The organism is Bradyrhizobium sp. BR 10289, from assembly GCF_019455385.1.
Taxonomy (GTDB): Bacteria; Pseudomonadota; Alphaproteobacteria; order Rhizobiales; family Xanthobacteraceae; genus Bradyrhizobium.
Genome location: NZ_JACOFR010000016.1, coordinates 23,853 through 38,262 on the forward strand (window position 1 = coordinate 23,853; position 14,410 = coordinate 38,262).

11 protein-coding genes are annotated in these 14,410 nt (G+C 64.4%); 1 reads left to right on the forward strand and 10 read right to left on the reverse strand.

The genetic code is table 11. The features are described from left to right. Positions 1 to 35: 35 nt before the first annotated feature. Positions 36 to 956: a polyphosphate kinase 2 gene (gene ppk2, locus HYH08_RS23970; RefSeq protein ID WP_220012292.1), complete on the forward strand. Its 921-nt coding sequence runs from the start codon at positions 36 to 38 to the stop codon at positions 954 to 956. 114 nt (positions 957 to 1,070) lie between these two features. On the opposite strand, the gene HYH08_RS23975 is transcribed toward ppk2, so the two are convergent. The 10 genes from HYH08_RS23975 to HYH08_RS24020 all read right to left on the reverse strand — a co-directional run bounded on the left by HYH08_RS23975 (position 1,071) and on the right by HYH08_RS24020 (position 13,760). Continuing rightward, positions 1,071 to 2,150, reverse strand: coding sequence for a zinc-binding dehydrogenase (locus tag HYH08_RS23975; RefSeq protein WP_220012293.1), 1,080 nt, complete (start codon positions 2,148 to 2,150; stop codon positions 1,071 to 1,073). A gap of 60 nt (positions 2,151 to 2,210) precedes the next feature. Beyond that, the gene (locus HYH08_RS23980) at positions 2,211 to 3,152 is read right to left on the reverse strand and encodes a DMT family transporter (RefSeq protein WP_220012430.1); all 942 of its coding nucleotides are present in this window, start codon (positions 3,150 to 3,152) and stop codon (positions 2,211 to 2,213) included. Positions 3,153 to 3,350: 198 nt separating this feature from the next. After that, complete coding sequence (locus tag HYH08_RS23985) at positions 3,351 to 4,190, reverse strand: aldo/keto reductase (RefSeq protein ID WP_220012294.1); 840 nt, start codon at positions 4,188 to 4,190, stop codon at positions 3,351 to 3,353. A 290-nt stretch (positions 4,191 to 4,480) separates the two neighbouring features. Beyond that, the gene (locus HYH08_RS23990) at positions 4,481 to 7,180 is read right to left on the reverse strand and encodes a nitrate reductase (RefSeq protein ID WP_220012295.1); all 2,700 of its coding nucleotides are present in this window, start codon (positions 7,178 to 7,180) and stop codon (positions 4,481 to 4,483) included. Positions 7,181 to 7,182: 2 nt separating this feature from the next. After that, a complete protein-coding gene (locus HYH08_RS23995) occupies positions 7,183 to 8,400 on the reverse strand; it encodes an NAD(P)/FAD-dependent oxidoreductase (RefSeq protein WP_220012296.1) in 1,218 nt (405 codons plus the stop codon). 10 nt (positions 8,401 to 8,410) lie between these two features. After that, positions 8,411 to 8,839 (reverse strand): globin family protein, encoded by a 429-nt coding sequence (locus HYH08_RS24000; protein ID WP_220012297.1) that lies wholly within the window; start codon positions 8,837 to 8,839, stop codon positions 8,411 to 8,413. A gap of 122 nt (positions 8,840 to 8,961) precedes the next feature. Further along, positions 8,962 to 10,341: an MFS transporter gene (locus HYH08_RS24005; protein WP_220012298.1), complete on the reverse strand. Its 1,380-nt coding sequence runs from the start codon at positions 10,339 to 10,341 to the stop codon at positions 8,962 to 8,964. A gap of 332 nt (positions 10,342 to 10,673) precedes the next feature. Then, a complete protein-coding gene (locus HYH08_RS24010; protein ID WP_220012299.1) occupies positions 10,674 to 11,468 on the reverse strand; it encodes an ABC transporter ATP-binding protein in 795 nt (264 codons plus the stop codon). Between the two features lie 13 nt (positions 11,469 to 11,481). Continuing rightward, positions 11,482 to 12,381 (reverse strand): nitrate ABC transporter permease, encoded by a 900-nt coding sequence (gene ntrB, locus HYH08_RS24015; protein ID WP_220012300.1) that lies wholly within the window; start codon positions 12,379 to 12,381, stop codon positions 11,482 to 11,484. 62 nt (positions 12,382 to 12,443) lie between these two features. Beyond that, the gene (locus HYH08_RS24020) at positions 12,444 to 13,760 is read right to left on the reverse strand and encodes a CmpA/NrtA family ABC transporter substrate-binding protein (RefSeq protein ID WP_220012301.1); all 1,317 of its coding nucleotides are present in this window, start codon (positions 13,758 to 13,760) and stop codon (positions 12,444 to 12,446) included. Positions 13,761 to 14,410 lie beyond the last annotated feature (650 nt).

A 14,410-nucleotide genomic window follows, 5' to 3' on the forward strand; every position in this document is an offset into this window, starting at 1 on the left:
CACAGCGACAGGCACGTCTGCCTTGAGAAGGACCCATGACCGCATCCGACCGCACCCCTGAAATGGCCAAACGCGAGCGCATCATCCGGGAGATGACAGACGACCTCGACGAAGAGCTGGAGATGGAGCTGGATGACGCTCGTCTCGACGAGCTGCTGAACGAGACCGATACGCCGAGCCCGACGGTGGATCGCAAGCTGTATTTCCGCGAGCTGCTCCGCCTCCAGGGCGAGCTGGTCAAGCTGCAGGACTGGGTGCAAGCCGAGAAGAAGAAGGTCGTGGTGCTGTTCGAGGGCCGGGATTCCGCCGGCAAGGGCGGCGTGATCAAGCGCATCACCCAGCGCCTCAATCCTCGCATCTGTCGCGTCGCGGCGCTGCCCGCGCCGAGCGAGCGCGAGCGCACGCAATGGTATTTCCAGCGCTACGTGTCGCATTTGCCGGCCGGTGGCGAGATCGTGCTGTTCGACCGCAGCTGGTACAACCGCGCCGGCGTCGAGCGCGTGATGGGCTTCTGCACCGAGGAGCAGTACCAGGAGTTCTTCCAGACCGTGCCGGAGTTCGAGCGGATGCTGATCCGCTCCGGCATCATCCTGGTCAAATACTGGTTCTCGATCACCGACGACGAGCAGCAGTTCCGCTTCACCATGCGCATCAAGGATCCGCTCAAGCAGTGGAAGCTGAGCCCGATGGATGTCGAGGCCCGCAGCCGCTGGGAAGCCTACACCAAGGCCAAGGAAACGATGCTGGAGCACACGCATCTGCCTGATAGCCCGTGGTGGATCGTCGATGCCGTCGACAAGAAGCGCGCACGCCTCAACTGCATCGCGCATCTGCTGACGCAGATCCCGTATCAGGAGGTCGCGCGCGTCCCGGTGGTGCTGCCGGCGCGCGTGCGCAATCCCGACTATCACCGCGGCCCGGTGCCGCCGGAGATGTACGTGCCGGCGAAGTATTGAACGAGATTTCGTAGGGTGGGCAAAGCGTAGCGTGCCCACCACCTGTTTCGATCATGAAGAGATCGTGGGCACGGCGCGATGCGCCTTTGCCCACCCTACGGCACTACGGCACCATCATCGCCACGGCTGCACCATGATCTTGGTATGCGCCTCCGGATTGGCAAGTTCGGCGAACGCCTTCGCAACACCGTCGAGGCCCACATCCGCCGTCACCATCGCCCCGGCATCGACCTGCCCCTCCGCGATCAGGCGCAGCGAGCTTGCGAATTCCTCCGGCGTGTAACCGAGCACATACTGGACGTTGAGCTCCTTCATGATGCCGAGCATGGGCTCGCTCCTGTCGCTCTCCATGCAGACGCCGACTACGACGATTTTTGCGTCGCGCGGAGCGCCTTCGAACACCTGCTGCAGCAGGCCGGGCACGCCGACGCATTCGAAGATGATTGCAGGCTTCAGCGCCGGCAGCATCGCCTGGAGCGGAGGACGCGCCGCCTTCTCGGCGTCCGACATCTGCGCGTGCTCGGCCCAGGTCGCATAGGGCTGCGATACCCTGGGATCGACCACTATGTCGGCGCCGAGCTTGGCCGCGAGTGCGCGGCGCGCCGGGGAATAATCGGCGGCGACGATCGGGTGCAGGCCCTTGATCTTCAGCGCGGCAATGACCGCCAGCCCGACCGGGCCGCAGCCGATCACCAGCGGCACCTCGCCGCCGCAGATGTTCGCCTTGGCCACGGCGTGGACGCCGACCGCGAGCGGCTCTGTCAGCGCGGCATGTTCTGGGGGAAGTCCATTGGGCACCTCGAGCAGCAGCGGCTCGCTCAGCAGCATCTGCTCCGCATAGCCGCCGACAAAATCGTTGGAATAGCCGATGCCCTTGACGCCCTCCGGCGTCAGCAGCGCGGGCAGCGAGCAGACATGCGTCCCCGGTTTGAGCCTGCGTTCGGTGCCGGGGCCGTAATCGAGAATCTCGCAACAGAACTCGTGACCGAACACCACGTCGCGCGACAGATCCATCGGCGTTCGCCCGGTCTTCTTCGCCATCTCCACCATCCGTGGAGCATGCTGCCGCGCGTGCAGGTCGGAGCCGCAGATGCCGCAGGCGAGCGTCTTGACCAGCACCTGGCCGGGACCCGGCTTCGGCGCGGCCATCTCGCCGACGACAATCTCACCGTTCCTGAAAATCGCGGCGCGCATCCGGCTCCTCCCTTTTTGTTGGAGCCGTTGATAGCACAATGCGGAAGCTGCGAACTTGCGTCAGGCGTTCGGGGAACGCTCTTCCAGCACCAAGAGCTGGGCGCGGCGGACGCGCTCGCGATGGGCGATATAGAGACCGCTAGCAACGATGAAGGCCGCGCCGATGACAGTCCAGATGCTCGGCACCTCGCCGAAGATGAAGAAGCCGAGAATGCTGACCCACAACAATTGCGAATAGGAGAACGGTGCCAGCACCGAGGCATCGCCATAGCGATAGGCCAGCACGACGATCCACTGGCCCGCGGTCGAGGCGACGCCGATGAAGATGCCGAGTGCGATCGCGGTCCAAGACGGCGTCACCCAGACGAACGGCACGATCGCGGTGAGAATCGCAAGGCCTGTCAACGCGGAATAGGCCATGGTGGTGACGACCGCCTCACGGCCGCTCATCATGCGCGTCAGGATCAGCGTGCCGGCCCAGCAGGCGGCCGAGACGACCGGGAAGAAAGCTGCGGCATGAAACGCGCCGGTGCCCGGCCGCAGGATGATCAGCACGCCGACGAGGCCGAGCGCGGTCGCGAACCAGCGGCGCACGCCGACCTTCTCGCCGAGGAAGAGGATCGAGAGCGCGGTGACGAACAGCGGCGCGACGAAGCCGGTGGCGGACGCCTCCGCGATCGGCAGGAAGCCCAGGCCCGTGATGAAGAACAGCGAGGAGCCAAGCAGCACCGCACCGCGCATCACATGCATGCCGAGGCGCTCGGTGCGCATCGCGTAATACGGCGAGGACCGCAGCATCACCGGCGTGAACATCAGTGCGAAGGTGAGAAAGCGGATCCACGTGATCTCGATCGACGGCAGGCTCGTCGAGAGATATTTTGCAGTGATGTCGGAGCAGCCGAGAAACACCGTCGACAGCAGGATCAGCGCGATTCCCTTGAAGGGATGATCGACGCGCGCAGGCGCGCGGCGCGTCTTCTGCTTCTTCTCCGGCATGGGCATGGGAATACTGTCGAGCCTTGCGGCTGCGGCGGGCGGCGGTGTCACGGCTGGAACCTGGGAAATACGATTCGGGAACGGTTGTAAAAAACGACAAACGCGCCGCTTTCACAACTTCCGAAAACAGGATGCCGATATGCGCTGAGGTCCGCGCGCGTCAATGCTTCATTAAGAATGCAAGCAAAGCAGCGTTTTGCTGCACTACAGCATCGGCAGGCCACGCGGCTTCGGACCGCGTGGAAACGCCGCATCCAGCGCAGAAATCTCTTCTTTCGTCAGCACGAGATCACCAGCCGCCGCATTTTCGCCGGCATGCTCGGCAGACGACGCCTTCGGGATCGCAAGCACCGTAGTCGCACGGGTGAGAAAGCTCAGCGCGACCTGGCGCGGCGTCGCGCGACGCGCATCGGCAATGCGCGCGAGCACGGCGCCGCCCTTGCTGCGCGCATCCGGAAAATCATCGTGGCCGAACGGCGAATACGCGACCACGGCAACACCGTGCTGCTCGCACCATGGGACCACCGCATGCTCGATCGCGCGCTCCTTGAGATGATAGAGCACCTGGTTGCAGGCAATGCGCCCCTCACCGGCAACGTCGAGAATTTCGTCGAGGTCGTCGGCATCGAAATTGGAGACGCCCCAGGACTTGATCTTGCCTGCCTTCACCAGTTCCTCGAACGCGGCGACCGTGTCCTCGAGCGGATAGGAGCCGCGCCAGTGCAGCAGATAGCAATCGAGCCGATCGGTCTTCAGCCGCTTCAGCGAGCGTTCACACGCCGCGATGGTTCCCTTGCGCGAGGCGTTGCTCGGCAGCACTTTCGAGACGAGAAACACCTCGTCGCGGCGGCCCGCGATCGCGTCCGCAATGACGAGCTCGGCATCGCCATACATCTCGGCGGTGTCGATATGCGTCATGCCGAGATCGAGCCCGCGCTGCAGCGCGGCGATCGCGCGCGTGCGATCGCCATGGTCGAGATACCAGGTGCCCTGCCCGATCACGGAGACGCTGGCGCCGGTCTTGCCGAAGGGCTTTATGTTCATGCTTGGCTCCGATCTTCATCTCGTCCCGGCCCAGTTCGCAATTTGCGCGCGGGAGCCGGGACCCATCACCACCGGAGACGTTGTTGCAGTAGATGGTGGCCGCAGCCCGCCTCGACAACACCGACCGGGGTAATGGATCCCGACTTTCGCCCTGATGACGATAGGCAGAAATAGGAGCCCGACGGCATCCACATCGTCAATGCGAGCGTAGCGAAGCAATCCAGAATCCCTCCGTGGAAAGACTCTGGATTGCGTCGCTGCGCTCGCAATGAGGATGGAGAGAGTCGGGCCTATCCCGCTGCGACCTTCGCCGGCTTCGCTGCCACGACCTCCGTGGTCGCGATCAGGCGCTTCAGCTCGGGGATGCAGGAGCCGCAATTGGTGCCGGCCTTGAGCTTGGCGCCGATCTCGGCGGCGGTGCGCGCACCGGCCGCAATCGTCTCGCAGATGGTGCCGCGGCCGACGCCGAAGCAGGCGCAGACGATCGGGCCGGTCGAGGCGGCGCCTTCGCCGGACTTGCCCGACAGCAGCATGCGGCGCTGGTCGTCGGTGACGTGATCGGCGACGAACAAGCTCTTCACCACCTCCCAGTCGCCGGCATCACGCGCGGGGCCCACGAACAAGCAGGTCTCGATGCGATCTCCGGCAAACGACGCCGCACGATACACACCGCCGCCTAAGTCGCGGTACTCGGCAACGTCCTCGCCGGCAACGCTTTCGAGCCAGGCCGGCCAACGCGACAGATCGGCATTGTCGGCGAAGAGATAGCCGAAGCCGCCCGTCACGGTGACACGGGTCCACATCAGATTGGGCGGCAGATCGAGCTGTTTTCGTGACAGTGCAAAGCCGCGGAAGACGTATTCGTAAGGCGCAATCGCGGCCGGCGTCGCCTTCGATTCCGGCTGGCCCGAGAACGGATCGGTGAACGGTGCGACCAGCGCGCCGACGCGACCGTGCGAGGCGTTCATCGCGCTCCAGTGGATCGGCGCGAACAGCGTGCCGCGCTGCTGGCGGTCGCTGACGACGACCTTCAGGATGCACTGGCCGTAGTCGGTGGTGATGCGGGCGAAACCATCATGAACGATGTTGTACTTGTTGGCGTCGTCCGGATGGATCTCGACGAACGGCTCCGGCAGATGCGCGCCAAGCCGCTGGCTGAGGCCCGTGCGGGTCATGGTGTGCCACTGGTCGCGAATGCGCCCGGTGTTGAGCCGCAGGGGGCGCGACGGCCCGGTCTCGCTGCGCAGCGACGGCACCTCCGGCGCGACGAAGCGGCCCTTGCCGTCATTGGTGAAGAAACCGCCGCCCGCGAAGAAGCGATCGCCGGGCGCCTGTCCCTCGCGCGCCGGCCATTGCACGGGCTGCAAGGCATCGAAGGCTTCGTCGGAGAGCGAGGTCAGCGCGCCGATGTCGAAATCGCGGCTGCCATTGTTCTCGAACGCCGAGAGCGCGGCATGCTCGCGAAAGATGTCTGCGGCGGATTTATAATCGAAACTGTCGCCGAAGCCGAGACGCTTGGCGGTCTCGCTGAGGATCCACCAATCGGGCCGCGCTTCGCCCGGCGCCGGCAGGAAGGAGCGTTGGCGCGAGATGCGGCGTTCGGAATTGGTGACGGTCCCCGACTTCTCGCCCCAGGCCAGCGCCGGCAACAGCACATGCGGGCCGGCCTCGACGGTGTCGTTGGAGAGCACGTTCTCGGAGACCACGAACAGTTCGAGCTTCTTCAGCGCCTCGCGCACGACGTCGGCGTCGGGCAGCGACACCGCGGGGTTGGTGCCCATCACCCACAACGCCTTGACCTCGCCGCGGTTGATCGCTTCGAACAGCTGCACCGCCTTCAGCCCCTCGTGAGTCGCGATGCGCGGCGCCTTCCAGAACCGCCTGACGCGGTCGATGTCCGGCGGCGTGAAGTTCATGTGCGCGGCGAGCTGGTTGGCAAGGCCGCCGACCTCACGGCCGCCCATCGCGTTGGGCTGGCCGGTGAGCGAGAACGGCGAGGCGCCCGGCTTGCCGATGCGGCCCGTGGCGAGATGGCAGTTCAGGATCGCGTTGACCTTGTCGGTGCCCTGCGCCGACTGGTTGACGCCTTGCGAATAGAGCGTGACGACGCGTGGCGTGTCGCGAAACATCTTGAAGAAGCTGGCGACGTCCTGCTCGGCGAGGCCGGTGGCGAGTGCGGTCGCGGCGACGCTGCCGGCGATGTTGCGGGCGCGGGCCAGCGCATCGTCAAAGCCGGAGGTGTTGCCGGCGATATAGTCCTGATCGAGCGCGCCACTGTCGGCGAGATGAACGAACAGGCCCGAGAACAGCGCAGTGTCGGTGCCGGGCTTGAGCCCGAGGAACAGATCGACGTCGGTCGCGGTGTCGGTGCGGCGCGGATCGATCACGATCATGCGGGCGCCACGCTCGGCACGGTTCTTCAGCATGCGCTGGAACAGCACGGGATGGCACCAGGCCGCATTCGAGCCGACGAAGACGAGCAGATCGGCCTGGTCGAGATCCTCATAGCAGCCGGGCACGGTGTCGGCGCCGAAGGCACGGCGGTGGCCGGCGACGGAGGACGACATGCACAGCCGCGAATTGGTGTCGACGTTCGCCGTGCCGACAAAGCCCTTCATCAGCTTGTTGGCGACGTAATAGTCCTCGGTCAGCAGCTGGCCGGAGAGATAGAACGCGACCGCATCGGCGCCGTCTCGCGCCACGATATGCTGCATGCGATGGGCGACATGGTCGAGCGCATCGCTCCAGGCGACGCGCTCCAGCACGCCCTTGCAGCGGATCATCGGATAGAGCAGCCGGCTCTCGAGCCCGACGGTCTCGCCGAGCGCGGAGCCCTTGGAGCACAGCCGGCCGAAATTGGCGGGATGGTCGGGATCGCCCGCGATCGCCGCGCCGCCCTTGCCGTCGGGTGTCGCCAGCACGCCGCAGCCGACGCCGCAATAGGGGCATGTCGTCTTGGTGGTGCGGAGCTCTGGATCGATCGCCGTCATAATCAAGCTGCTTTCGAAGGAAGCACAAGGGCGCGGCCGAACATCATGTCGGAGCGGATCGCGGCGACATTCTCGCGATTGCGGATCATCCCGAGATACCAGAGCGCATCGGCGGTATCGCCGATCAGCACGGCGCCGGTGAGCCGGCCCTCGGCGATGACGAGCTTCTTGTAGGTGCCGCGCCTGCGATCGGTGAGAACGAGGCTCTCGCTGCCCTCCCCGCCCATGAAATCGCCGGCGGAGAACACGCCGACGCCGGAGACCTTCAGATTGGTGGAGACCACGCTGCCCTGATAGGACGCCGGCCGCCCGGCGAGATGCCGGGCCAGCACCCGCGCCTGCTCGTAAGCCGGCTCGACCAAGCCATAGCAGGTGCCGCGATGCTCGGCGCATTCGCCGAGCGCGAAAATGTCGGAGGAGGAGGTCTGCATCTGGTCATTGACGACGACGCCGCGGTTGACCGCGATGCCGGCGTCCTTGGCCAGCGTAATGTTGGGCCTGATGCCGGCGGCGAAGATCACCGCGTCTGCCTCGATACGGCTACCGTCGGCAAGCTCGACCGCTTCGACATGACCGTCGCCATGGATGCAGGCGGTCGAGGCATTGAGCACGATGCGAATGCCCTTACGCTCGACCAGCGTCTTCAGGAGATCGGCCGAGGGTGCATCGAGCTGGCGCTCCATCAGCCGGTCCATCAGATGCAGCAGCGTCACCGGCGCGCCGGCCTTGGCGAGGCCGTAAGCCGCCTCGAGCCCAAGCAGGCCGCCACCGACCACGACGACGCGCTTCTTCGCCGCCGCCAGCGTCAGCAACAGGTCGACATCGCGGGTGTCGCGAAAGGTGTGCACGCCGGCAAGGTCGGCGCCTGGAATGTTGAGCCGCAGCGGCGTCGATCCGGTCGCGAGCACGAGCTTTGAATATTCCATGCTTTCTTCGCCAGCGATCTTCAGCTCGCGGCGACCGGTGTCGATCTCGGTGACGCGATAGCCGCAGCGCACGGTGACGCCGCGGTCGCGCCACCAATCCGCCGGTCGCAGTTCGATCTCGTGTGAGCCGGTCTCGCCGGCCAGCACGGAAGAGAGCAGCACGCGGTTGTAAGCAAGCCGCGGCTCCTCGCCGATCACGGCGACCGCATAACGGCCGAGCGCGGTCCTGGCGAGTTCGTCGACCAGACGCGCGGCCGCCATACCGTTTCCGACGATGACGAGTGGCTCACTCACAAGGCATCTCCTATTCGGCGGCCTGCGCCGGCGGGCCATAGGCCTCGGAAATCATGTAGCCGGACAGCACGCCGTAAGCGTCGGTCCAGGCAGCGGCGAGTTCCGGCGTCCAGGCCTCGCCGAGCCCCTTCTCCAGGGTCCATAGCAAGGTCGCGCCGACCACGGGGTAGTGCTCGGCCTTGGCCCCATAGGCGACGTGACGCTTGGCAAGCGCCGAGGCCGCGGGCAGAATCGAGTCCAAATTCGACAGGCCGCCGACGACGGCGGCGAGCATGCCCATCAGCTTCTTGCGCTGCTCGGTCATGTCCTCGGGAAACATCGCGCGCACCGACGGCGCCACTTCGAACAGGCGGTCGTAGAACAGCTGCGAGGCTGCTTCTGAAATCGGCGCGACCTTGGAAAAGCTTTGCTGGATGAGGGTAATCTGTTCGGGCGTCACGATGGTCTCCTGTCTGTTTCGGTCTGCCTTTGTCCGCGCCGTTGCGAACAAGGTTCATGAGTCAAACGTCATCAGAGAATCTTCTCCCCGCGTACGGGGAGAAGCGACATTCGTGCCAAGCATTAGACGCGCGCTTCGGCGAGGCTTGGGGCGCCCTCGCCCTGCGGGCTGCGACGCAGGTAGAACCACCAGGTCAAAGCGAGGCAGGACGCGTAGAAGGCGAGATAGATCGCGAGTGCGAGCTGCGGGCCGCCGGTCATGGCGATCGACTTGCCGAAACCGCTCGGGATCAGATAGCCGCCGACGGCACCGACCGCGCCGATGAAGCCGACTGCCGCACCGCTCTCGATGCTCGCCGTCTTCAGGGCACCGGCACGTGCCGCATCGCCCTTGCCGCGCACCTTGAACAGGTTCTCCTCGCGGAAGATCGAGGGGATCATGCGATAGGTCGAGCCGTTGCCGATGCCCGTTGTCACGAACAGGATCAGGAACATCGCGAGGAAGCCGGTGAAATCCTTGTGCCCGACGAAATAGAGCACGCCGACCGTCGCCGCCGCCATCGCCATGAAATTGAAGAAAGTGAGGATGGAGCCGCCGATCCTGTCGGCGAGCAGGCCGCCGAGCGGCCGCGACAGCGAGCCGACCAGCGGCCCGAGGAACGCGATCGAGATCGTCACGGTCGGAAACTGCGTCTTGATCAGCAGCGGAAACGCCGCGGAGTAGCCGATGAAGGAGCCGAACGTGCCGATATAGAGATACGCCATGATCCAGGTGTGCTTGCGCTTGACGATCGCGAGCTGGTTCCTGATCGACGATTTGGCGGTGGTGAGGTTGTTCATGAAGAACACCGCGCCGAACACCGCAATCGCGATCGGCAGCACCCACATCAGGCCGGCGTTCTGAAGGAACACGCCGTCGACCGGTGTTGCCTGGAACAGGTTGATGACCGCGAGCGTCATCAGTATCGGGGTCAGGAGCTGCACGCTGGAGACGCCGATATTGCCGCCGGCCGCGTTCAGCCCCAGCGCCCATCCCTTCATCCGATCCGGGAAGAAGAACGAGATGTTGGTCATGCTGGAGGCGAAATTGCCGCCGCCGAGACCCGCGGTCGAGGCGATCAGCAGCATCAGCCAGAACGGCGTGTCGGGCTGGCTGACGAACCAGGCCAGCGACAGCGTCGGAATGAACAGGATCGCCGCACTGAAGATGGTCCAGTTGCGGCCGCCGAAGGTCGTCACCGCGAACGTATAGGGGAAGCGCATCAACGCGCCGATCAACCCCGGCACCGCCACGAGCTGGAACAGCTCGTCGGTCGAGTAATGGAAGCCAGCCTGCGGCAGCTTGGTGGCGACGATGCTCCAGATCAGCCACACCGAGAAGCCGATATGCTCGGCGACGATCGACCAGATCAAATTACGCCGGGCGATGGTCTTGCCGCCCGCATTCCAGAACGCCTCGTCTTCGGGGCGCCAGTCGGAAATCCAAGTAGGACTCTTGGTCATTGCTTATCCCTTCCAGGCTCACCGCTGCGTCGTTGCAGGCTCTGCCTCCGGACACGGAGGCGCGCTCCGAGGATTCACCCCCGGTGGCGAGATCACGATGCTGATTGATGATGTTGAGGGACGTCGTCGTTGGCGTCGGACAAGACAATTCAACTTCTGTGCCAACTGTCCGCTATCGGGAAATACAGAGAATTCAGCAGCTTATTCTAATCGCCCGAAATTTTTGCAGGGCCATTTCGCACGCATATTTTGCGATTCGCTCAATCCCTGTGCGACGCACAAGGATTGAGCTCAATGATCCCGCGAGCGCGTTTTCACGCGCCAATGCCCATTTACGCGGCCTCGACGAAGCGATGACGCTCGTAGAGGAACTCGAGCACGCGCTGCCGGCACTTCAAGTACGTCGTGTTGGTCGCAAGCTCGAGCCGCTTGCGGGGACGCGCCAGCGGAACCTCCAGCACCTCGCCGATGCGCGCGGAGGGCCCGTTCGTCATCATCACGATGCGGTCGGACAGCAGCACGGCCTCGTCGACGTCGTGCGTGATCATCAGGATCGTATTGCCGAGCTTCTGATGCAGCGCCATCACGGAGTCCTGCAAGTGAGCCCGGGTCAGCGCGTCGAGCGCGCCGAAGGGTTCGTCGAGCAGCAGCACCTTCGGCTCCATTGCCAGCGCCCGAGCGATGCCGACACGCTGCTTCATGCCGCCGGAGATTTCGGACGGACGCTTGTCCCTGGCATGGGCCATCTGCACCAGGTTGAGATTGTGCATCACCCAGGCGTCGCGCTCGGCTTTGGTCTTGGTCTTGGCAAAGACCTTGTCGACGCCGAGCTTGACGTTCTCGTACACGGTGAGCCAGGGCAGCAGGCTGTGGTTCTGGAACACCACGGCGCGATCGGGCCCCGGCGAGTTCACCTCGCGGTTCTCCAGCAGCACGCCGCCGGTGGTGGCGTTGGTCAATCCTGCGATGATGTTGAGCAGGGTCGACTTGCCGCAGCCGGAATGGCCGATGATCGAGACGTATTCGCCCTTCTCGATGGTGAGGTTGATGTCCTTCAGCACCTCGGTGGTGGCCGCGCCGCGGGTAAAAATCTTGTCGATGTGGTCGAGCTTCAGATATGCGGTCATAGGCTCTTCTCCCTCAGTTCTGCGCGGTGCCGCGGGTGACGACCTTGCCGAGGCCTGCGATCAGGCGGTCGAGCACGAAGCCGACGATGCCGACATAGAACAGCGCCAGGATGATCTCGCTGATATGCGAGGAGTTCCAGGCGTCCCAGATGAAGAAGCCGATGCCGACGCCGCCGATCAGCATTTCCGCCGCAACGATCGCAAGCCATGACAGGCCGATGCCGATCCGCAGGCCCGTGAAGATGTAGGGCGCGGCCGCCGGGATCATGATCTTGGTGAAGAACTCGAGCGGATTGAGCTGCACCACCGCGGCCACGTTGCGATAGTCCTGCGGGATGTTGCGGATGCCGACCGCGGTGTTGATGATGATCGGCCAGATCGAGGTGATGAAGATGACGAAGATCGCGCTCGGCTGGCCGTCACGGAACGCAGCGAGCGACAGCGGCAGCCAGGCCAGCGGCGGAATGGTGCGCAGCACCTGGAACAGGGGATCGAGTCCGCGCATCGCCCAGACCGACTGCCCGACCAGCACGCCGAGCCCGATGCCGGCGATCGCGGAGAGCGAATAGCCGAAGGCGACGCGCTGCAGACTGGCGGAGAGATGCCAGAACAAGCCCTTGTCGATGCCGCCATGGTCGAAGAACGGATCGAGGATCAGCTCCTTGGTGTCCTTGAACACTTTTGACGGCGGCGGCAGCGCCGATCCGGCGCGGCGGCAGACCAGCTCCCACACCAGCGTCAGCAGCGCGATCACGACCAGCGGCGGGATCACGCGCACCGCGGTCTCCCGCGCCATGCGGGCATAGGCTTCGCTGCGCGGCGGACGTTTCGGCGTCATCGCGACGACCGGCGCGGCAACGGTCGCCGCGGGCGCTGCGGTCTCAACCTCGATCTTGGTGGCAGGCATGTTCATCGCAATATCTCTCCGGCTTAAAAAGACGAAGCGGCCGCCTCGCGGGCGACCGCAGGGCTCCATCAGACCTCGACACGCTTGATCGCGAGCGACTTCAGATAGGCCGCCGGATTTTCGGGGTCGAACACCTTGCCATCGAAGAAGGTCTCCTTGCCGCGCGAGGTCGAGGCCGGGATGTCCGCGGCCGCCACACCGAGCGTCTTGGCTGCATCTTTCCAGAGGTCCTCGCGGTTGACCTTGGCGATCAGCGCCTTGGTGTCGAAGCCCGCCTCATATTTGCCCCAGCGGATGTCCTCGGTGAGGAACCAGAGATCGTGGCTCTGGAACGGATAGGAGGCCTGGTCCTTCCAGAACCGCATCTGCTGCGGCGAGTTGTCGACGACGCGGCCGGTACCGTAGTCGAACTTGCCTTTCATGCGGTCGGTGATGTCCTCGACCGGGCAGTTGATCCACTGACGCTTGGCGCAGATCACGGCCGCTTCCTCGCGGTTCTCCGCCTTCTCGGACCATTGCTGGGCTTCCATCACCGCCATCAGCAGCGCCTTCGCGGCCTTCGGGTACTTGTCCACCCAGGCCGCGCGCATGCCGAACGATTTTTCGGGATGCTTGTCCCAGAGCTCGCCGGTGGTGATCGCGGTGTAGCCGATGTCCTGATGAATGAGCTGGAGATTCCAGGGCTCGCAGACGCAGAAGCAGTCCATGGTGCCAACCTTCATGTTGGCAACCATCTGCGGCGGCGGCACCACGATGGTTTCGATGTCCTTGTCCGGATCGATGCCGCCGGCAGCGAGCCAGTAACGGATCCACAGGTCGTGCGTGCCGCCCGGGAAAGTCATCGCCGCCTTCACGGCCTTGCCGCCGGCCTTCTTCTTCTCCAGCGCGGCCTTGAAGGGCGTGGTGTCGATTCCGATCTTGAGGTCGGCATATTCCTTGGCGACCGAGATGCACTGACCGTTCAGGTTCAACCGCGCCAGGATGTACATCGGCGTCGGCTGGTTGTTCTGCGTCACCTTGCCGGCCGAGATCAGATACGGCATCGGGGTGAGGATGTGCGCGCCGTCGATGCCGTTACCTTCGGAGCCGAGCACGAGGTTGTCGCGCGTGGTGCCCCAGGAGGCCTGCTTCTGCACCTCGACGTCGGGCATGCCATACTTGGCGAAGATGCCTTTCTCCTTGGCGACGAACAGCGGCGTCGCGTCGGTGAGCGCAATGAAACCGAGCTTGGCGCCCTTGACCTCGGGGCCTGCATCCTGCGCGAAGGCGCCGGCGGGAAAATTCAGCTTAGCGGCGGCGAGAAGAGCGGCGGTGCCGCTTGCAGCTTTCAACAATTGACGGCGGCTGAGGCCAGTCTCCGAAGGCCGGCGAATGCGCTTGGTCATGGGCGGTGTCGTCCTTTGCGTCGTTGCGAATGATTGCGTCAGTGCGCACGAGCAGCCCGTCCGTCCGTGACGCCCGAAAAAGGCGCATGCGAACGCGCGACGGGAGAGACCCCCGCCTGGGTGGCGTCAGCAAATTCGGATGAGAAGTCTCGCGGGACGGCTTCAATGGCGTCGGCTTGGAACCATTCAAGCTTCATGCCAAGGCCCCTATCGAAAAACTATAAGTGAAATCAAACCACTAGGCACGCCGCGCCAGTCTGTCGCAGGCCTGTCCCGCACGCGAAATTTGCGGACTGCTCATTCCGTGTGCGACGCACAAACCTTATGCAATCGCCTGCACAACGGGCCGCAGAGCCCGCCCAAGACGGCGCGATCCCTTTGATATCGCTTGTATTTTCGTGAGAACGTGCACGGCACGCAACTTGCTTCTGGATCAATGTCAACGAAGACTGCGGCTTGCCGCATCGTTGCAGCCTCTGGCGGCTGCATCAGGAAGCTCCACTGCTTCGCAGCCTTACCGGCTCAGTCCTCGTGATGCGATTCCCACGGCTTCCAGACCTCCCATAGCCCTCGTGCGCGGCAGAACCGCCCGCACCGCCCAAGCGTTCAGTCACGATCAGTCGCGCACGCCTGGTGCGTGTGCCGATCTC